This window comes from Streptomyces sp. NPDC001933 (assembly GCF_042890955.1).
In the GTDB taxonomy this organism is placed as follows: Bacteria; Actinomycetota; Actinomycetes; order Streptomycetales; family Streptomycetaceae; genus Streptomyces.
In genome coordinates this window covers 116,141-135,168 of record NZ_JBIASS010000014.1, presented here as the reverse complement: position 1 = coordinate 135,168, position 19,028 = coordinate 116,141, and the positions used below count along the sequence as shown (strand labels likewise).

The window sequence follows — 19,028 nt, the reverse complement described above, 5'->3', positions numbered from 1 at the left end:
CCACCCCAGGACGTCGGCCATGCGAACCCCGGGTGAATGGCCGGTTCCACCCGCATCCGCCTCCACCCCGTGACCGCAGGACGGACGTCCGGCCAGGTCCCCGGCGGGGCTCCCGCCACGAACCGGCCGACGAGCTGCCCCGGGACTCCGTCCGCAACTCCGCGCGCAGCTCCGTCCGGCGCCCGATCCGGAATCCGCCCCCTCCACGACGCACCGCCGACGGCGAACCCGAATCCGCTGATCGTGGGGCCCTTCCTTACGTACGGCGGTACGCACCCGGGAAGGAACGGAGCCCGAGGAAGGCCCTCAGCACGACCGGCGCACCACCGGTCCTGCCGCACCGGCCCTGCCGCACCGGACCCGCGCCATCAGCCCGCCGAAGGAACCGGCTCCAGGAAGCCCTCCTCGACCAGCAGCCGGATCGCCTGCGGGGTCCGGTCGCGCAGCAGCACCGGGTCCTCGTTCATCAACTGGGCGATCGCGTCCAGGATCCGGCCCGCCGGCAGCGTGCCGTCGCACACCCCCGCGAAACCGGCGCCCACGGCGTCGACCTTCGTCGCACGTCGCATGCCCCGGTTCTGACGGAGCACCACATGCTCCGGGTCCTCCGCGCCCGGCAGGCCGACCTGCTCCTGCACGACCTCGGCGGCCAGGGTGAAGTGCCCGGTCAGGAGCGCCGCGTCGTCCTGCTCGCGGAGGTAGTCCTGACGGGCGAAATGGGCCTCTACGGCCGGTCCGAGCGGCTGCTCCACCGCGTGCGGCCACTCCTCGATCACGACGGACGGGTTGCCGGCGGCGGCCGCGGCGGACTTGCGCAGGGTGATCCAGCCGAAGCCGACGCCCTTGGTCTTGCGGGCCTCGAACTCGTCCAGCCAGGCGTCGTACCGCGCGGCGTACTCGGCAGGGTCTGTACGGTGATCGCCGCTGTCGCGCAGCCACAGCTCCGCGTACTGCGTGACGTCCTGGACCTCGCGCTGCACGATCCAGGCGTCGCAGCCGTACGGAACCCAGGAACTCAGCCGGCTCTGCCACTCCTCGCCCTCGACGTGCTGCCAGTTGGCGAGGAAGTGGGCGTATCCGCCCTCGTTCAGCCGGTCGCCGGTCTGCTGCACCAGGGTCCGGCAGAGATCGTCACCGCCCATGCCGCCGTCGCGGTAGGTGAGACGGGCACCGGGCGAGATGACGAACGGGGGGTTGGAGACGATCAGGTCGTACGTCTCGGCGCCGACCGGCTCGTACAACGAGCCCTGGCGCAGCTCGGCCGGGGCGACCCCGGACAGCGCGAGCGTCAGCCGGGTGAAGTCCAGTGCACGGGGGTTGAGGTCGGTGGCCGTGACCCGGGTGGCGTGCTGCGAGGCGTGCAGCGCCTGGATGCCGGAGCCCGTGCCGACGTCGAGCGCGGAGGCGACAGGCGTACGGACGGTGATCCCGGCGAGCGTGGTGGACGCCCCGCCGACGCCCAGGACCACGCCCTCCTCGCGCGAGCCGATGCCGCCCGCGCCGCCGACGGCACAGCCCAGGTCGGAGACGATGTACCAGTCCTGCCCCTCGGGCCCGCTGTACGGACGTACGTCGACCGCGGCCCGGACCTGGTCACCGACGTGGGCCACCCAGCCGTCCTCGACGCACTCGGCCAGCGGGAGCGCGGCGCGGGCCCGCTCGTACGGCACCGGGTGCTGGAGCAGGAAGAGCCGCACCAGCGTGTCCAGCGGAGCATCACCCCGGGTGGCGCGCAGCGCCGGGACCGTCTCGCTGCGGGCGAGCGCGGCGTAGGCGGGCGCACCGAGCAGGTCGAGGAGCCCGTCGGCGGTGAAAGCGGCGGCAAGCAGGGCTTCGCGGAGCCGGGGCGAACGGTCGGGCACGGGGAGGCTGGTCGTACTCACCCACCCATTGTGGCCGCTCCCACTGACAACGGCAGCGGCCCGGCGCCCATCGGGGCGGCCGGGCCGTCCGTACGACACGTCATGCGGCGCGGCCGCCACTCCGGCACGTCGTCCGGCGCGACAGCCGCGCGTCGCAGCGACCGCGCATCGCGGGAACAGTTACCGGCGCTGCTGCCGCCGGGTCACGCCTTCTTGCTGGGCGAGGCGGAAGGCGCCGTGGACGGCGACGTGTCGGCCTTCGGCGGCACCGAGGCCGTCGGCTTCTGGCAGCCCTTCTGCTTCGCCATGGCGGTGCCGACCTCGCCGGACTGAAGCTTCTTCAACGCCTCGTCACCACTGGTGCTGATCTTGTTCAGTTCGTCCGCGATGCCCTTGAGCCCGTCGGCGAACTTCGCCTGGTCCTTCGTCTCCAGGGCGTCGATCTTCTTCTGCAGGTTCGCGTACGCCGCGGAGGATGCTTCGAGCTCCTTCACGGCTTCCTTCTGCGTGGTCTCGCCGCCGTCGACCGGCGGCGGGCCCGCGGACTCGACTGCCGCGCCCAGTGCCTTGTACGCCTGCGAGATCTGCTGGAAGGCGGCCGAGTCGGTCTTCTGGACGTCGGCGGGCTTGCTGTTGTCCGCGGTCTGCTGCTGGATGGCGGCGTTGGCGTTCGCGATCTTCTGAAGCTGGGGCTGGACCTGGTCGCAGACCTTCTTGGCCCAGTCGTTCACCTCGTCGCTGTTGTCGTCGCTGCAGCCCGACAGCGTAAGTACCAGTACCGCGCCGCCGGACAGCGCGGCCGCAAGCTTCTTGTTCACCGGATCGGTCCCTTCCAAGGCTCTCGGCCCCGGAACTTACACGGCGAGCGCACTCCATCCGGATGCCGGGCGTCCGATGAGTGGCCTTTTGTAGCCATTTGCACCAAGGGAAACAGGGGAGATACAACTCACCCACACAGCCCTCCGCCGTTCGGGAACACACGTACGAGCAAGCACACGAGCGGTGCACGGATCGGGCGGATCAGCCGAGGACGGGCACCGGGCCCGAGATGCGAGCGGGCGGACGGCGCATCAGAATGCGCCGTCCGCCCGGTCATTGAGCCTGGGCCGGCTACGTGTCACCGCCCGGCCCCGGCCATCGGTTCATGAAACGGCTGCCTGGCCGGGCGACCTGGCCGGCCTGTTCCCGTCTCCGTCCCTGCCTCCGTCCCCGTCGCCCGGATCCTCGTCGCCCACGGCGATTCCGCGCCGCTTGGAGGCATAGACCGCGCCGACGATGACCCCGAGGGCGAGCGCCGCCACCAGCGCCCGCACGCCGACGCTCGCGTCCTGCCCGTAGCTGAACTGCACCACCGCCGGGGCGATGAGCAGGGCGACCAGGTTCATCACCTTGAGCAGGGGGTTGATCGCCGGTCCCGCCGTGTCCTTGAACGGGTCGCCGACCGTGTCGCCGATGACGGTCGCGGCATGGGCCTCGCTGCCCTTGCCGCCGTGATGGCCGTCCTCGACGAGCTTCTTGGCGTTGTCCCACGCGCCACCGGAGTTGGCGAGGAAGACCGCCATCAGGGTGCCCGTCCCGATGGCACCCGCGAGATACGAACCGAGCGCTCCGACACCGAGCGTGAAGCCGACGGCGATCGGCGCCAGAACGGCCAGCAGACCGGGTGTGGCGAGCTCGCGCAGGGCGTCCTTGGTGCAGATGTCGACGACGCGCCCGTACTCCGGCTTCTCGCTGTAGTCCATGATCCCGGGGTGCTCGCGGAACTGCCGCCGCACCTCGTAGACCACGGACCCGGCGGACCGCGACACCGCGTTGATCGCGAGCCCGGAGAAGAGGAAGACGACCGCGGCACCGAGGATCAGGCCCACCAGGTTGTTGGGCTGCGAGATGTCCAGACTGAGCGTCATCGCGCCGGCCTTGGCCCCCACGTCGTCGACCGCCATGGCGATCGCGTCGCGGTACGAGCCGAAGAGCGCCGACGCCGCCAGAACGGCGGTGGCGATGGCGATGCCCTTGGTGATGGCCTTGGTGGTGTTGCCGACGGCGTCCAGGTCGGTGAGGACCTGCGCACCGGCACCCGTGACATCACCAGACATCTCGGCGATGCCCTGCGCGTTGTCCGAGACCGGACCGAAGGTGTCCATGGCGACGATGACACCGACGGTGGTGAGCAGCCCGGTTCCCGCCAGGGCCACCGCGAAGAGCGCCAGCATGATCGACGTACCGCCGAGCAGGAACGCCCCGTAGACGCCCAGGCCGATCAGCAGCGCCGTGTAGACGGCGGACTCCAGGCCGATGGAGATACCGGCGAGTACGACGGTGGCCGGACCGGTCAGCGAGGACTTGCCGATGTCCTGGACGGGGCGCCGGCCGGTCTCGGTGAAGTAACCGGTCAGCTGCTGGATCAGGGCGGCCAGCACGATGCCGATGGCGACGGCGACCAGGGCGAAGATCCGCGGGTCGCCACCGTGCGAGGTGATCGCGCCGTCGGTCACACCGTCCAGTTCCGCGTACGAGGACGGCAGGTAGACGAAGACGGCCACGGCCACCAGTACCAGCGAGATCACCGCGGAGATGAAGAATCCGCGGTTGATCGCGGTCATTCCGCTGCGGTCGGCGCGGCGCGGGGCGACCGCGAAGATCCCGATCATCGCGGTGATCACGCCGATCGCCGGAACGATCAGCGGGAAGGCCAGTCCGGCGTCGCCGAAGGCGGCCTTGCCGAGGATGAGCGCGGCGACGAGCGTCACGGCGTACGACTCGAACAGGTCGGCCGCCATGCCTGCGCAGTCGCCGACGTTGTCGCCCACGTTGTCGGCGATGGTGGCGGCGTTGCGGGGGTCGTCCTCCGGGATGCCCTTCTCGACCTTGCCGACGAGGTCGGCGCCGACGTCCGCGGCCTTGGTGAAGATGCCACCACCGACCCTCATGAACATGGCGATCAGTGCGGCCCCGAGGCCGAAGCCCTCCAGCACCTTCGGGGCGTCGGCGGCATAGACGAGCACGACACAGGACGCACCGAGCAGGCCGAGGCCCACGGTGATCATGCCGACCACGCCACCGGTACGGAAAGCAATCTTCATCGCCTTGTGCGAAACAGCGGTGAGATCTTTCTCCGGCTCGCCTTCCGCGGGAGTCGCCTCTCGCGCAGCAGCGGCCACACGAACATTACTGCGTACCGCGAGCCGCATCCCGATGTATCCGGTGACCGCCGAGAAAAGCGCACCCACCAGGAAGAACAACGAACGGCCCGCGCGCTGCGACCAGTTGTCGGCCGGTAGCAGCAGAAGCAGGAAGAAGACCACGACGGCAAAGATGCCGACTGTGCGCAACTGCCGGGCCAGATAGGCATTCGCGCCTTCCTGGACGGCGGCCGCGATCTCCTTCATGCGGTCGGTGCCCTCACCGGCCGCCAGCACCTGGCGCACCAGCAGTCTGGCGACGACCAGGGCAGCGACGGCGACGACCGCGACGACGCTCACGATGACACGGTTGTCATCGGTGAGAACCGCGGCCGCCAGTGAAGCGGACCGGCCGGAAGGTGCGGAAAATGCGGAATCTTGCGCGGATCCTGCCAGTGGGGTGTTGAAGAACTCCGCCATACGTCCTCCTCGACGCTCAGCGCTCAAGACGTGGACGGATTGTAGGGAGCGAGAGCTGATCAAAACAGTGCGCCGTAAATGTAATTGACCTTCACCCGCCGATCGGTAAATGATCGCCCTCTCGGAGGGGTCCGAATGCAGTAATGGGGCAGGCACATTTTCTGCAGATCATTGATCACGCATAAATGAAAAAGGCCCTGCTCAGCAGGGCCTCAAAAGACGGATCAAGAAATGGACCGGGGAAGAGGTTCGACCGGACCGGGGCGGGCGGATCGGGACGGCGGGCCGCCCACGCGCATGCGTCGCCCGTGGCGCCTCAGGGGAGCAGCGTCATGGCAGCACGCTCACGGCATCAGGACAGCACGGTCGGGGGTGTCTTCGGCCAGCTCATGCGGATCACTCCGCCCTTGGCCCCCGATCTGACTTCCACATCATCGACGAGGCCGCTGATGACCGCGAGGCCCATCTCGTCCTCGCCATCGGCGTCGCTCTCGCGATCAGGCTCATCGAGCCCACCGCCGGGCGTGGCGCCGCGTGTCGCGGAGGCTCCTACGGGTCCGCCGAGAGCGGGATCGGCCCCGGGGCCGGGCACCTCGTCGGCCACCTCGACGGAGAAGGACTTCTCCTCCTCGATCAGGGCGACGGAGACGGGAGCGGTGATGTCATGGCTGCGGTGCAGCCCGACTGCGCGGCTGCAGGCTTCACCGACGGCGAGTCTGACCTCGTCGAGCACGGCTTCGTCGACCCCTGCCCGGCGCGCCACGGCGGCCGCCACGAGGCGGGCCGTCCTGACGTGTTCGGGCTGGGCGCTGAAGCGGAGTTCAACGGTGGCCATGCGATCCCCCTCAGACGTACGGGCGTGCATCCCAGGGGTCCGGGCGCGCTGCCCGGCGTCCCTGCTCTTCTTCGCACTTCTTCGTTCTTCTTCGCGCTTCTTCTCAGATCCGACGACTCGCGGGTTCGCCGATCTCGCTGATCGCGTCGATCGCGTCGTCGACCACCGGACGCCGCCGGAAGCGACGTACAGCCGTCGGCCGACGGACCGACAGACATCCGTCCGGCAGCGTGACCGCTCGCAAACGAACGGTCACCGAACGAACCGGACGAGCCGAACGAACGGCCCCGGCCGGCAGCCGGTCGAACGACAGCCCACCGGCCGACCGCCAAACGGCTCACGCCGACCGGCCGAACACCGACCGGCCCGGTCGTCCGAGCACCCGGCCGACCGGAGCACCGGTCATCCGGCTCCACGACCGACCATCCGGCCGCCGGGCCACCTGACCGCCCGGCCACCGGGCGACAACCCGACCGTGCGATCGGTCTGCCACGCGGCAGTCGGCCGTCAGGCACGCCCGCTTCGCACCGGCCGCCTGGCGGGCCGCCGGTGCGTCGGCTGCGTACTGGACCGGCCTGGGCCGGCCCGACCGGCGGACCGGCCACGGCCGACCGTCAGTCGGTGGCCGCGACGGCCTCGTCGACCGTGGTGTGAATCGGGAACACCTTGGTCAGACCAGTGATTCGGAAGATCTTGAGAATGCGCTCCTGGTTGCAGACCAGGCGCAGCGAGCCCTCATGGGCCCGGACACGCTTCAGGCCACCCACGAGCACGCCGAGGCCGGTGGAGTCGAGGAAGTCGACGCCTTCCATGTCGACAACCAGGTGGTAGCTGCCGTCATTCACCAACTCGACCAACTGCTCGCGCAGCTTGGGCGCGGTATACACATCAATCTCGCCACCGACCTCGACGACCGTACGGTCGCCACCAGGGCCGGACACATTGCGAGTCGACAAGGACAGGTCCACGGATCCTCCAGCACCTTGCTATCGAGCGGTCGCCCCTCGGTCTCCCCGGCGGAGCCAGGGAACGGATCGCCAGCCGCGATGGCATTCAATCACTTACCAGCAGCCATGCACGACGGCTTGGGGCCATTGTCCGTCACGCCAGTGACACACTCGGTGCCGATGGCCAAGAATCACCGCCCCAGTCGACCACCCGGGAACAGCGACACCAGTCACTCTCCCGCCATGGTCCTCGACCGGCTCGCCGCAGTGGCGGGCCGGTCCGCGCGCATCACTCATACGGAGCACTTGCCCCCGCGCGCGGGAACCCATGCCATCTGGCCCGATCGCATCCGGCCGGAAGTCGTCGCCGCGATCCAGCGGACCGGAATCGAACATCCGTGGGCGCACCAGGCGGCCGCCGCCGAGCACGCCCTGGACGGCGAATCCGTGGTCATCGCCACCGGAACCGCGTCCGGCAAGTCGCTCGCCTACCTCGCCCCGGTCCTCAGCGCCCTGCTCGACGGCTCCGAGGCCCCGAACGGCCGCGGCGCCACCGCCCTGTACCTGGCGCCCACCAAGGCCCTGGCGGCCGACCAGAGGCGTTCCGTGAAGCAGCTCGCGGCACCGCTCGGCAACGCCGTCAGGCCCGCGGTCTACGACGGCGACACCCCGGTCGAGGAACGCGAGTGGGTGCGCCAGTACGCCAACTACGTCCTGACCAACCCCGACATGCTGCACCGCGGGATACTCCCGTCCCACCCCCGCTGGTCCTCCTTCCTGCGCGCCCTGCGCTTCGTCGTCATCGACGAGTGCCACACCTACCGCGGCGTCTTCGGCTCCCATGTCGCCCAGGTCGTGCGCCGGCTCCGCCGGCTGTGCGCCCGTTACGGAGCCGACCCGGTCTTCCTCCTCGCCTCCGCCACCGCGGCGGAACCCTCTGTCGCGGCCGGCCGCCTCACCGGTCTCCCGGTCAAGGAGGTCGCCGACGACTCCTCACCCCGCGGCGAGCTGGTCTTCGCGCTGTGGGAGCCGCCCCTGACCGACCTGCACGGCGAGAAGGGCGCCCCTGTCCGCCGCACCGCCACCGCCGAGACCGCCGACCTGCTCACCGATCTCACCGTCCAGGGCGTCCGCTCGGTCGCCTTCGTGCGTTCCCGGCGCGGCGCCGAGCTGATCTCCGTCATCGCGAAGGAGCGCCTCGCCGAGGTGGACCGCTCCCTGCCGGCCCGGGTCGCCGCCTACCGCGGGGGCTACCTCCCCGAGGAACGCCGCGCCCTGGAGCGCGCCCTGCACTCCGGGGAACTGCTCGGACTGGCCGCCACCACCGCCCTCGAACTCGGCATCGACGTCTCCGGCCTGGATGCCGTCGTGATCGCCGGCTATCCCGGCACCAGGGCGTCGCTGTGGCAGCAGGCGGGCCGCGCCGGACGCTCCGGCCAGGGCGCCCTGGCCGTCCTGGTGGCCCGCGACGACCCGCTGGACACCTTCCTCGTCCACCATCCCGAGGCGCTGTTCCAGCAGCCCGTGGAGTCGACCGTCCTCGACCCGGACAATCCGTACGTACTCGCCCCCCATCTGTGCGCCGCCGCCGCGGAGCTCCCCCTCACCGGGCTCGACCTGGAACTCTTCGGCCCGGCCGTGCCCGAACTGCTGCCGCAACTGGAGGCCGCGAAGCTGCTGCGCAAGCGGCCATCGGGCTGGCACTGGACCCGCCGGGAACGAGCCGCGGACCTCACCGACATCCGTGGCGAGGGCGGCCGCCCCGTCCAGATCGTCGAGGAGGGCACCGGCCGGCTGCTGGGCACCGTCGACGAATCGGCCGCGCACACCGCCGTCCACGAAGGCGCCGTCCACCTCCACCAGGGCCGCACCTACCTGGTCCGGAAGCTGGACCTGGAGGACTCGGTGGCCCTGGTCGAGGAGGCCGTCCCGCCGTACTCGACCACCGCCCGCGACACCACCTCCATCGCCGTCCTGGAGTCCGACACCGAGATCCCGTGGGGTGACGGACGGCTCTGCTACGGCTCCGTGGAGGTCACCAGCCAGGTCGTCTCCTTCCTGCGTCGCAAGCTGATCACCGGCGAGGTCCTCGGCGAGACCAAGCTGGACCTGCCGCCCCGCACCCTGCGGACCCGAGCCGTCTGGTGGACGGTCACCGAGGACCAGCTCGACGCCGCCCGTATCAATCCGGAGATCCTGGGCGGCACCCTGCACGCCGCGGAGCACGCGTCGATCGGGATGCTGCCGCTCTTCGCCACCTGCGACCGGTGGGACATCGGCGGCGTCTCCGTGCCGTTGCACCCGGACACCCTGCTGCCCACGGTCTTCGTGTACGACGGCCACCCGGGCGGTGCCGGATTCGCCGAGCGGGCCTTCCACACAGCCCGTGCCTGGCTGACCGCGACCCGCCAGGCGATCGCGTCCTGCGAGTGCGAGGCCGGCTGCCCGTCCTGCGTCCAGTCCCCCAAGTGCGGCAACGGCAACGAACCGCTGCACAAGCGTGGCGCCGTCCGCCTCCTCACCGAACTCCTGCGATACGCACCCCCGCCCCCCGGGGAACCGGACCCCGAAGAGCCGCCGGAACCGAACCCCGCGCAGCCGCCGGAGCCGAATTCGGCTCCGGTGCGGGAGGCGGAAGCGCCGGAGATGCGGGAGCAGCCGCCGGAGGACCGGCCCGGGACCTGACCGCCGGTTCGTACGGCCCGAAACTCACCCGGGCCGTCACATCGGCGATCTCCCCGCGCACCAAACACCGGACCACCACGGCCCCCTGCGCCGCGGCCACCTTCTCGGCGGCCCCGCATGCCTCCCCAGGACCTTGCAGGGCCCGGTCGGCCGCGGCCAGCGCCGCCAGATCCGCCGCACCGCCCGCCCGGTGCCGAACGGCCACCACCTGCCCGAGCGCCAGCACGACCGCGAACACCGCGCACAGCGTGGCCGTGGTCATCGCCACCCACACCGTGGCCAGCCCCCTGTCCTCGCTCCGCCCAGCCCTGCCCAGCCGCGCAGGGACGGCTGCCCGCAGCCACGCGAGCGCAGCCGCCCGCCACCTCCCTCCCGTCCGGTTCATTGCGTCACCCCCACCGTGTCCTCGGCCAGTGCGGCCGCCTCCGCGTGCAGCGTCAGGGCCAGCGGGCCCGACCCCGGCATCGGAGCCGCCACCCGTACCCGCCACAGTTCCCCGGACCGTTCCATCGCGACTTCGGCTCCCCCGGGTGCCGCCGAACGGGTCACCTCAAGCACCTGTGCCTCCGGCTCGGAACGGGCGGCCGCCCTCGCCCCGGCCCTCGCCGCGTCCACGCACCGGATCTGGGCGGAGGCGGCCATCAGCGCCCAGACCAGCGCCAGGGCGAACATCGCCAGCACCGGAACCGCCATGGCCGCTTCCGCAGTCACCGCGCCCCGATCCGACGCCCGGACGCCCCGTCTCCCGCCCTCGACACGGGAACGGCCTCCGGCGCACGCTCCGGGACCGCTCTCAGAACTTCGCATCGAGCGCGTCCTTCAGCAGCGACTGCAATGCGGACATCACCGGCTGGCTGGTGACCACCTTGTAGAGCACCGCCGCGAACGCACAGGCCGCGATCGTCCCCACCGCGTATTCGGATGTCGTCATTCCGCTGTCCGACCGGGCCCGGAATGCCATGCCACGCACCCAGCCCCTGATTCGCTGAATCATTTCAACCCCCGTGAAATCGGTAATTCATATCGAATGGATTTTCATTGACATTTTTCGGTCATTTGGCCTGAAGCAGTCCGGTCGCCAGGCCGATCACCACGGGCGCCACCCCGACCGTCAGGAAAGCGGGCAGAAAGCAGAGCCCGACGGGACCGGTGATCAGCACGCCTGCCCGCTGGGCGCGCGCCACGGCCGCACTCGCACGTTCGGCCCGCATCGCCTCGGCCAGCCGTGCCACCGGATCCGCTGCCGGAGCCCCGGTCGACCCCGCCCGCTCCAGGCAGCGGGCCAGCGCACTCGCACCCGGCATCTCTCCGAACCGCCCCCAGGCCGCCGCAGGTTCACCACCGAGCCGGATCTCCGCGGCCGTCCGCGCCAGGCACCTGCCGACGGGCCCACCCAGCGACTCACCCACCGCCTCGGCCGCCTCCCGGGGCCCGGCCCCGGCGGAGATGCAGGCCGCCAACAGATCGGCCGCCAACGGGAGCTGACGTGCGGCCTCAGCCATCTCCGCGAGTCCGGCTCCCGGTTCGGTGCCACGTCGGCCCCGCTGCCACCGCCAGGCGCCGTACGCCCCGAACAGCCCCGCCGCGCAACCCGGCAGACCGCCGACCAGGACCCAGCCCACCGCCACAGCGCCCAGCGGCGCGATCCACTCCTTCACCCGGGCGTTGGGCGCCGTATGTCCGCGCCCGTCCCCGCGCCCACCCCAACGCTCGCGCTTGCGTTCCGGCCCGCCGAAGGCCAGCAGTGCCGCGCCCCGGCGGCGCACCGCCCGCCTACGCCCGAGCCCTGCCAGGGCGAAGGCCGGACAAGCGACCGCACTCACCACCGCGCACACCGCCGCCACCCGGTGCACGGCTTCATGGGCGACCCCGCTCACCCCGCCTCCCCCGCCCGTACGATCCGGGCCGCCCAGCAGAGGCCGGCCGCCTCCAGCAGTCCGCCCGTCACCAGACAGACCAGCCCGGCCGGGGTGTGCAGCAGCACCCGCAACGGATCGGCCCCCAGCGCCGCCCCCAGCCCCAGACCCAGCACCGGGAGCAGCGCCAGCACAGCCACCGTCGACCAGGCACCCGCCAGTTGGGCCCGCAGTTCCTCCCGTCTGCGCCGCTCGGCCCGCAGCGCGCCCTCCAGGCGGTCCAGCCCCGCCGCGAGCCCGGCCCCGCCGTCGACCGCCACCCGCCAGCAGGCCGCCACCCCGGCGAGTCCGTCCAGCCCTGGCTCCCGCGCCGCCTGAGCGAGCGCTCCCGGCACGTCGCCGCCGAATCGCGCCGCAGCGGACACACCCGCCTCAGCCGCCCCCATCACCCCGTTGCCCCGGAGGGCGACGAGCAGCGCCTGCCCGGGTTCGTGTCCGGCCCGCAGTTCGCCCACGGCCGCGCCGCACAGTGCCACCACCCCGGCTTCCCGGCGCTCCCGTTCCTTGCCCAGGGCCCGTCTGCGCAGCCACCGCCGCACCAGCGGCACGGCCGCCGCCCCACCCAGCAGCGGCAGCACGGACTCCCCCAGCACGGCGACGACCAGCGCCACCGGGAGGCACAGCCACTCCCGCCGTTGCCTCGACCGCTCCAGCAGCCACGCCACGGCCCGCTCCCGGAGCACTCGCAGCGGCGGCCGGACCTCCCCGTCGGCAAACAGCACCCTGGCCCTCCGCCGGCCACGGTCCTGCGCCGCCACCAGCCAGGCCGCCGTCCCGACGCACAGGGCCACCGCACCACTCACGCCCACCGACAGCCCCATCGACGCGTCCCCCGTCACAGCGCACCCCCGATCAGCGACCGCAGCCGCTCCCAGCCCCGCTCCCGCTCGAATCCATCGGCGCCCCAGCGCAGCGCGGGCACGGTCACCACCAGCCCCGCCGCGTCCCGCTCCAGAACCTGCACCTCGGCGATCCGCCGCTGCCCGGTCCGGTCCCGTACGAGATGGACCACCACCGACAGCGCGGCCGCCAACTGGCTGTGCAGCGCCGTCCGATCCAGCCCCGCCGCCGTCCCCAGCGCCTCAAGACGGGCCGGTACGTGCTCGGCCGCATTGGCGTGGACCGTCCCCGAACCGCCCTCGTGGCCGGTGTTCAGGGCGGCAAGGAGCTCGGTGACCTCCGCGCCCCGCACCTCTCCGACCACCAGCCGGTCGGGCCGCATCCGCAGGGCCTGCCTCACCAGATCCCGGAGGGTCACCCGGCCCGCCCCCTCCTGGTTGGCGGGGCGCGACTCCAGGCGCACCACATGCGGATGGTCCGGCCGCAGCTCCGCCGAGTCCTCTGCCAGCACGATTCGCTCCCGCTCCCCGACCGCGCCCAGCAGACTCGACAGAAGAGTCGTCTTCCCGGCCCCCGTCCCTCCACTGATCAGATACGAGACCCGGGCCTCCACCAGAGCCCGCAGCACCCGGTCACCGCCGGGCGGCACCGTCCCCGCCGCGACCAGCTCCGCCAGCGAGAAGGCCCTGGGCCGAACCACCCGCAGCGACAGGCACGTCGAGCCGACGGCCACCGGCGGCAGCACGGCATGCATCCGGGTGCCGTCCGGCAGCCTCGCGTCCACCCAGGGGCGGGCGTCGTCCAGCCGCCGCCCCGCCACGGCGGCCAGCCGCTGCGCCAGCCTGCGCACCGCGGCCGCGTCCGTGAAGGTCACCCCGGTGAGTTCGAGGCCGCCACCCCGGTCCACCCAGACCCGGTCCGGCGCGGAGACCAGCACATCCGTCACCACCGGATCTGCGAGCAGTGGCTCCAGAACCCCGGCCCCGACCAACTCGCCCCGCAACTCATCGGCCGCACCGAGCACTTCGGCGTCCCCGAGCAGCCGCCCCTGGGCCCGCAGCGCCGCCGCGACCCCGGCCGGCGTCGGCGCGGTGCCACTCTGCGCGAGCCGCTGCCGTACGGCGTCGAGCAGCGTCTGGGTCATGACGCACCCCCACCGGCTCGTCCTCCTGCGCCTTCCGGGGCGAGTGCCCGCTCCCAGAACGCCGCGCAGAACCGGGCCAGCGGACCGCGCGCACTGCCACCCGGAGGCGCGCCGCCGTCCTGGGCGGCCAGCAGCCCGGCGTCGACGGGGAGTTCACCGGCGAGCGGAAGCCCCAGTGCCTGTGCCACCCACCGCTCGTCGAGGCCCGCCGCGTACGGCCCGCGGGACACCACTCGAAGGTCGTCCAGGATCATCCCGGCCATCGACGCCACACGCTTCGCCGCCGCGACCGCACGAAGTTCCCCCGGGACCACCAACAGCCCGAGGTCCAACTGCGCGAGCGCCTCGGCCACCGATTCGTCGACCCGGCGCGGCAGATCGACGACCACCACCCCGCCGAGCCTCCGTGCGGCGGCCAGCACGGCCTGCATGGCCTGCGGCGGGATGGTCACGCAGTCGTCGCGGCCCCAGCTGAGCACCCGCGGCCCGTGCAGCGCCGGCAGTGACTCCTCCAGCGCACCCCCGCCGACCCGCCCCTTGGAGTGGGCGAAATCCGGCCATCGCATTCCTTCGGCCCGTTCGCCACCGAGCAGCACGTCGATGCCACCGCCGAGCGGGTCGCCGTCGATCAGCATCGTCCGCCGCCCGGCCCTGGCCGCGGTCACCGCCAGGGCGCAGGCCAGTGTGGACGCGCCCGAGCCGCCCCGTCCGCCGATCACCCCCACGGTGAGTGCCGGCCGGCCCACCCCCTCCGCCGCGTTGGCGATCTGGTCGACGAGCCAGCTCTCCGAATCGGGCAGCCTCAGCACATATTCGGCCCCGATCTCCACGGCTCGGCGCCAGACATCCGGGGCGTCCTGTTCCCTGCCGACGAGCATCACGCCCCGCCTGCGCACCGCCCCTCGGCAGCGCTGGGCGGCATCGTCGCCCACGAGAACCATCGGAGCCTGCTCCCAGCTGCCCCTGTTCTCGGGTGGCGAGTGATGAACTTCCGGTTCCGCTCCGGCGGCCGCACACAGCCTCAGCAGATCGTCGAGCAGTTCCACATCCTCGGTCACGATCAGCGGTCCGCCCTGCCGCCCTCCGGCGGCCGGCAGAGGATCCCGCGCGATGGACTCGACCACGATCTCCGCCCCCCTTCTCACTGCACCTTCATCGCGGTTCGCGGTGATCTCGGAGCGTTCCGGGATCGGCGATTCCACAACCCGCGGACTTCGCGGCTGGAATCACCGTGCAGCGCTTCGGAAAATCGTGTGGATCTTGCTCGAAAACTGTGGACAACTCCACCGTTGTGAATATCTCCGTCGCCCATACCGGCGACTTCCGGAGTGCAGCCCTTCCGCTACGCACCGTGACGAGTCATGATGGAGACGGCAGCCCGAGAAGCGGGCCGCAGAGACCGAAACGGGGGGCGGAATGCTTGATTCCGAACAACAGAAACGCGTCCGGACATGCGACGACCCCCGCCGGGGGGGAGAGCGGGGGTCGTCCCCACGGCCGACTCGGGGGGGGAGGAGCCGGACCGGGTTAGCACGGTCGCGAACGATCCGTGACTTCCATGGTGTACCCGAGAGCCTTCTCAGGCAAACCCACGCACCGGAGTTTACGCCGAATGATGTCCCCCTATGCTCTGCCTTGTGGAAAACCGCTTCTTGCCGCGCACAGCCGCCTTCTTTGACCTGGACAAGACGGTCATTGCGAAGTCTTCGACGCTGACCTTCAGCAAGTCCTTCTACCAAGGCGGACTGATCAACCGCCGCGCTGTACTGCGCACTGCGTACGCACAGTTCGTGTTCCTTGCCGGGGGCGCAGATCACGACCAGATGGAGCGGATGCGGGAATATCTCTCCGCACTCTGCAAGGGCTGGAACGTCCAGCAAGTGAAGGAAATCGTCGCCGAGACCCTGCACCAGCTGATCGACCCCATCATCTACGACGAAGCGGCGACGCTCATCGAGGAGCATCACACCGCCGGACGCGATGTAGTGATCGTTTCGACCTCGGGCGCCGAGGTCGTCGAACCGATCGGCGAGCTGCTCGGCGCCGACCGGGTCGTCGCCACCCGAATGGTCGTCGGCGACGACGGCTGCTTCACCGGCGAAGTCGAGTACTACGCCTACGGGCCGACGAAGGCCGAGGCGATCAGGGCCCTCGCGGTGTCGGAGGGGTACGACCTCTCACGCTGCTACGCATACAGCGACTCCGCCACGGATGTACCGATGCTGGAGTCGGTCGGCCATCCGCACGCGGTCAATCCGGATCGCGCGCTGCGGCGCGAGGCGACCTTCCGCGAGTGGCCGATTCTCGTCTTCGACCGGCCGGTCCGGCTCAAGCAGCGACTGCCCGCTTTCTCACTGCCGCCACGTCCGGCATTGGTCGCGGCGGCAGCGGTGGGCGCGGCCGCCGTCACGGCGGGACTGGTCTGGTACTCCTCGCGCCGCCGCGCCGCGGCTTCCGCCTGACGCGCTGACGCACCCCTGAGCGACGGCCCGGCGCGACCTCCCGAGCGACGGCCCGGCACGCCGACTCGACGGCCGGCGCGAAATATCCAACTCGCCCGTAATTGAACCTAAAAGTAAAGAAGTGGGGCCAGCACTACCGCTCACCCCGGCTCTGGAGTACAAATGACTCAACGGCCCGCGAGACCAAGGACATCCGAGAGGATTACCTGTAACGCAGAGACGGCCCCACGGACCGAGCATGAAAACCGAGCACCCACGCGACGTCGACCCGTCGATTACGGGCCAGCCGCACCAGGGAACGGGCAAAGCATCCCGACCTGATGGGCATATATCGAGGACGCATGGTAACTGGGTAGACATGCCAGCGGCGGTACCGAGGACGGTACCGCCGCAACCCTTTTACCGGGGAGTGAAGTCGACTCGACAAGTCGACATGGCGAAGACAATTCGCGAGTTACCGCGATGAAGTTACCTCGGTGGTTTTATCGCGACGCACACCGCGAAACCGGCACCCGACGGGCTCGCAGCCTCGGTCCGAAATCCAGCCGTTTCCCCATTGCGCGACTTCCACGCGACTTCTACGCGACTTCTTGCGCAGCTTCCACGCGGCTTCTTGCGGGACCTCTACGCGGCCCCGCGCTGGAGCGCCTCGCACACCGCCGTCGACTCCCTGACACCCAGCTCCACGGAGCGTCCGCAGTGCGCGATCCAGGCTGCCATGCCCTCCGGCGTCCCCGACAGATAACCCTCGAACGCCGCGACGTACGCCGCCCGCCCCTGCTCGGCGTGACCCACCTCCGCCGGGCAGATCGATTTGGGGTCGAGCCCGCTCCCGATCAGCACGATCCGCTCGGCGGTCCGTGCGACGAGCCCGTTGTACGAACCGAAGGGACGCAGGGCGAGCAGTTCGCCGTGCACCACCGCCGCCGTGACGAGCGCGGGCGCCGAAGTGCCGGAAAGAATCAGCCCGGAGAGTCCCTCCAGCCGCCCGGCCACCTCGTCGGCAGCCGGCAACGGCGCCTCGACCAGCGGCTCGTCCACGGGCTCGCCCGCCAGCCTCGGCCGGCCGACGGTGTCGTCGGGTACCGCTCCGCCGGCCGCGACCAGATGCAGCCGCGCCAGCACCCGCAGCGGTGACTGCCGCCAGATGGAGAGCAGTTGGCCCGCTTCGGCGGTCAGCCGCAGAGCCGCCCCGATCACGTGCGCCTCGCCGTCACCACTGAAGTCGGCACGCCGGCGCACCTCCTCCAGGTTCCAGTCGGCGCCCGACAGCGCCGCCGAACCACGGGCACCGCGCAGCGCCGCTTCCGCGGTGACCTCATTACTGCGGCGCCGCATGACGCGGTGACCGTAGACCCGGTCGACGGCCTTGCGTACGGAGTCCACCGCGTCGGCGACCCCCGGCAGGGTGCCCAGGGCGGCGAGCGGATCAGGGGCAGGCGTACTCATAAGTAGCGAGGCTACGCGTCCACCGTGCCGATACCGCCCGGGAGTGGCCTTCTTCACGAAGTGCGACAGCAGAACGCGATCGCACCGCTACCCTAGGTGAACATGAAGATCGCTTTCGTAGGGAAGGGCGGCAGCGGCAAGACAACGCTGTCCTCGCTCTTCATCCGCCACCTCGCCGCCAATGAAGCCCATGTCGTCGCGGTGGACGCCGACATCAACCAGCACCTCGGGGCCGCGCTCGGCCTCGACGACCAGGAGGCCGCGGCGCTGCCCGCCATGGGAGCGCACCTGCCTCTGATCAAGGAGTATCTGCGCGGCAGCAACCCCCGCATCGCCTCCGGCGAGACGATGATCAAGACGACTCCGCCCGGCGAGGGCTCACGACTGCTGCGGGTCCGCGAGGACAACCCGATCTATGACGCATGCGCGCGTACGGTCCGGCTGGACGACGGGGAGATCCGGCTGATGGCCACCGGGCCGTTCACCGAGTCGGATCTGGGCGTGGCCTGCTACCACTCCAAGGTCGGCGCGGTCGAACTCTGCCTGAACCATCTCGTCGACGGCCCCGACGACTATGTCGTCGTTGACATGACAGCAGGGTCGGACTCCTTCGCCTCCGGGATGTTCACCCGCTTCGACATGACGTTCCTGGTCGCGGAGCCGACCCGTAAGGGCGTCTCGGTCTACCGCCAGTACAAGGAGTACGCACGGGACTTCGGGGTCGCCCTGAAGGTCATCGGCAACAAGGTGCAGGGCGAGGACGATCTGGAGTTCCTGCGCGCCGAGGTGGGCGACGATCTACTGGTCAGCGTCGGGCACTCCGACTGGGTGCGGGCGATGGAGAAGGGCCGCCCCGCTCGCTTCGAGCTGCTGGAGGCGGACAACCGGATGGCTCTGCAGGCGCTGCAGAACGCCGCCGAGGACTCGTACGAGCAGCGGGACTGGGGGCGCTACACGCGTCAGATGGTCCATTTCCATCTGAAGAACGCGGAGAGCTGGGGCAACGAGAAGACGGGCGCCGATCTGGCCGCCCAGGTCGATCCCGCCTTCGTTCTCGATGAGCGCTACGCCCAGGACGGCGCCGCTCAACCCGCCTGAACCCTCGGCGCCCTGCCGTACGGGTTTCGCCCCTCCCGGCGGAAGCCGTCATCTCCACAGAGCGCCGGACAGGATCGGATCTCCGGCCCGTCCGGCGCCCGACGCACAGCCCCGTCGCCCGGCCCGTCCGGCGCCCGACGCACAGCCCCGCCATCCGGCCGGTCCGGCGCACGACGCGTCGGTCACGG

General features: G+C 70.9%; 15 protein-coding genes and 1 pseudogene. 3 read left to right on the top strand and 13 right to left on the bottom strand.

What is annotated here, in order from left to right:
- Nucleotides 1-368: 368 nt before the first annotated feature.
- The 5 genes from ACFYY7_RS29995 to ACFYY7_RS29975 all read right to left on the bottom strand — a co-directional run bounded on the left by ACFYY7_RS29995 (nucleotide 369) and on the right by ACFYY7_RS29975 (nucleotide 7,267).
- Complete coding sequence (locus ACFYY7_RS29995) at nucleotides 369-1,883, bottom strand: methyltransferase (protein WP_388666371.1); 1,515 nt, start codon at nucleotides 1,881-1,883, stop codon at nucleotides 369-371.
- A gap of 182 nt (nucleotides 1,884-2,065) precedes the next feature.
- Nucleotides 2,066-2,680 (bottom strand): small secreted protein, encoded by a 615-nt coding sequence (locus tag ACFYY7_RS29990; RefSeq protein WP_388666368.1) that lies wholly within the window; start codon nucleotides 2,678-2,680, stop codon nucleotides 2,066-2,068.
- Nucleotides 2,681-3,004: 324 nt separating this feature from the next.
- Nucleotides 3,005-5,464 carry a sodium-translocating pyrophosphatase gene (locus ACFYY7_RS29985; RefSeq protein WP_388666365.1) on the bottom strand — a complete coding sequence of 820 codons (2,460 nt, stop codon included), beginning with the start codon at nucleotides 5,462-5,464 and terminating at the stop codon, nucleotides 3,005-3,007.
- A gap of 352 nt (nucleotides 5,465-5,816) precedes the next feature.
- On the bottom strand, nucleotides 5,817-6,299 hold the full coding sequence (locus ACFYY7_RS29980; RefSeq protein WP_388666363.1) for an ATP-binding protein: 483 nt from the start codon (nucleotides 6,297-6,299) through the stop codon (nucleotides 5,817-5,819).
- A gap of 614 nt (nucleotides 6,300-6,913) precedes the next feature.
- The gene (locus tag ACFYY7_RS29975) at nucleotides 6,914-7,267 is read right to left on the bottom strand and encodes an STAS domain-containing protein (RefSeq protein WP_003967428.1); all 354 of its coding nucleotides are present in this window, start codon (nucleotides 7,265-7,267) and stop codon (nucleotides 6,914-6,916) included.
- Between the two features lie 78 nt (nucleotides 7,268-7,345).
- Here ACFYY7_RS29975 and ACFYY7_RS29970 point away from each other — a divergent pair, with 78 nt between their 5' ends.
- Nucleotides 7,346-9,931, top strand: a complete 2,586-nt coding sequence (locus tag ACFYY7_RS29970) for a DEAD/DEAH box helicase (protein WP_388666361.1) — start codon at nucleotides 7,346-7,348, stop codon at nucleotides 9,929-9,931.
- Between the two features lie 40 nt (nucleotides 9,932-9,971).
- Here the strand turns inward: ACFYY7_RS29970 and ACFYY7_RS29965 are convergent.
- From ACFYY7_RS29965 to ssd, 7 genes and pseudogenes are all read right to left on the bottom strand, one after another.
- Nucleotides 9,972-10,193 (bottom strand): annotated as a pseudogene (locus tag ACFYY7_RS29965) (Rv3654c family TadE-like protein); the annotation flags it as partial.
- Between the two features lie 119 nt (nucleotides 10,194-10,312).
- Nucleotides 10,313-10,738 carry a TadE family type IV pilus minor pilin gene (locus tag ACFYY7_RS29960; protein ID WP_388666359.1) on the bottom strand — a complete coding sequence of 142 codons (426 nt, stop codon included), beginning with the start codon at nucleotides 10,736-10,738 and terminating at the stop codon, nucleotides 10,313-10,315.
- Nucleotides 10,725-10,925 (bottom strand): DUF4244 domain-containing protein, encoded by a 201-nt coding sequence (locus ACFYY7_RS29955; protein WP_266731795.1) that lies wholly within the window; start codon nucleotides 10,923-10,925, stop codon nucleotides 10,725-10,727. The genes ACFYY7_RS29960 and ACFYY7_RS29955 overlap by 14 nt, the downstream gene beginning before the upstream one ends.
- Nucleotides 10,926-10,983: 58 nt before the next feature.
- The gene (locus ACFYY7_RS29950; RefSeq protein ID WP_388666356.1) at nucleotides 10,984-11,808 is read right to left on the bottom strand and encodes a type II secretion system F family protein; all 825 of its coding nucleotides are present in this window, start codon (nucleotides 11,806-11,808) and stop codon (nucleotides 10,984-10,986) included.
- Nucleotides 11,805-12,668, bottom strand: coding sequence for a type II secretion system F family protein (locus ACFYY7_RS29945; protein ID WP_388666639.1), 864 nt, complete (start codon nucleotides 12,666-12,668; stop codon nucleotides 11,805-11,807). Before ACFYY7_RS29945 ends, ACFYY7_RS29950 begins: the two co-directional genes overlap by 4 nt.
- Nucleotides 12,669-12,682: 14 nt before the next feature.
- Nucleotides 12,683-13,831 carry a TadA family conjugal transfer-associated ATPase gene (locus tag ACFYY7_RS29940; protein ID WP_388666353.1) on the bottom strand — a complete coding sequence of 383 codons (1,149 nt, stop codon included), beginning with the start codon at nucleotides 13,829-13,831 and terminating at the stop codon, nucleotides 12,683-12,685.
- Complete coding sequence (gene ssd / locus ACFYY7_RS29935; RefSeq protein WP_388666636.1) at nucleotides 13,828-14,889, bottom strand: septum site-determining protein Ssd; 1,062 nt, start codon at nucleotides 14,887-14,889, stop codon at nucleotides 13,828-13,830. The genes ACFYY7_RS29940 and ssd overlap by 4 nt, the downstream gene beginning before the upstream one ends.
- 567 nt (nucleotides 14,890-15,456) lie before the next feature.
- Between ssd and ACFYY7_RS29930 the strand changes: the two genes are divergently transcribed.
- Nucleotides 15,457-16,293 carry an HAD family hydrolase gene (locus ACFYY7_RS29930; RefSeq protein ID WP_388666350.1) on the top strand — a complete coding sequence of 279 codons (837 nt, stop codon included), beginning with the start codon at nucleotides 15,457-15,459 and terminating at the stop codon, nucleotides 16,291-16,293.
- Between the two features lie 624 nt (nucleotides 16,294-16,917).
- Here the strand turns inward: ACFYY7_RS29930 and ACFYY7_RS29925 are convergent.
- The gene (locus tag ACFYY7_RS29925; RefSeq protein WP_388666347.1) at nucleotides 16,918-17,742 is read right to left on the bottom strand and encodes an oxidoreductase; all 825 of its coding nucleotides are present in this window, start codon (nucleotides 17,740-17,742) and stop codon (nucleotides 16,918-16,920) included.
- Nucleotides 17,743-17,844: 102 nt separating this feature from the next.
- Between ACFYY7_RS29925 and ACFYY7_RS29920 the strand changes: the two genes are divergently transcribed.
- On the top strand, nucleotides 17,845-18,840 hold the full coding sequence (locus ACFYY7_RS29920) for an ATP-binding protein (RefSeq protein ID WP_351254437.1): 996 nt from the start codon (nucleotides 17,845-17,847) through the stop codon (nucleotides 18,838-18,840).
- The last annotated feature ends 188 nt before the right edge of the window (nucleotides 18,841-19,028 follow it).

Coding starts and splice junctions, on each gene's coding strand:
- ACFYY7_RS29920 (WP_351254437.1), top strand. CDS start 17,845: ATGAAGATCGCTTTCGTAGGGAAGGGCGGCAGCGGCAAGACAACGCTG.
- ACFYY7_RS29985 (WP_388666365.1), bottom strand. CDS start 5,464: ATGGCGGAGTTCTTCAACACCCCACTGGCAGGATCCGCGCAAGATTCC.
- ACFYY7_RS29945 (WP_388666639.1), bottom strand. CDS start 12,668: ATGGGGCTGTCGGTGGGCGTGAGTGGTGCGGTGGCCCTGTGCGTCGGG.
- ACFYY7_RS29970 (WP_388666361.1), top strand. CDS start 7,346: ATGGCATTCAATCACTTACCAGCAGCCATGCACGACGGCTTGGGGCCA.
- ACFYY7_RS29930 (WP_388666350.1), top strand. CDS start 15,457: ATGCTCTGCCTTGTGGAAAACCGCTTCTTGCCGCGCACAGCCGCCTTC.
- ACFYY7_RS29955 (WP_266731795.1), bottom strand. CDS start 10,925: ATGATTCAGCGAATCAGGGGCTGGGTGCGTGGCATGGCATTCCGGGCC.
- ACFYY7_RS29940 (WP_388666353.1), bottom strand. CDS start 13,831: ATGACCCAGACGCTGCTCGACGCCGTACGGCAGCGGCTCGCGCAGAGT.
- ACFYY7_RS29925 (WP_388666347.1), bottom strand. CDS start 17,742: ATGAGTACGCCTGCCCCTGATCCGCTCGCCGCCCTGGGCACCCTGCCG.
- ACFYY7_RS29960 (WP_388666359.1), bottom strand. CDS start 10,738: ATGCGAAGTTCTGAGAGCGGTCCCGGAGCGTGCGCCGGAGGCCGTTCC.
- ACFYY7_RS29980 (WP_388666363.1), bottom strand. CDS start 6,299: ATGGCCACCGTTGAACTCCGCTTCAGCGCCCAGCCCGAACACGTCAGG.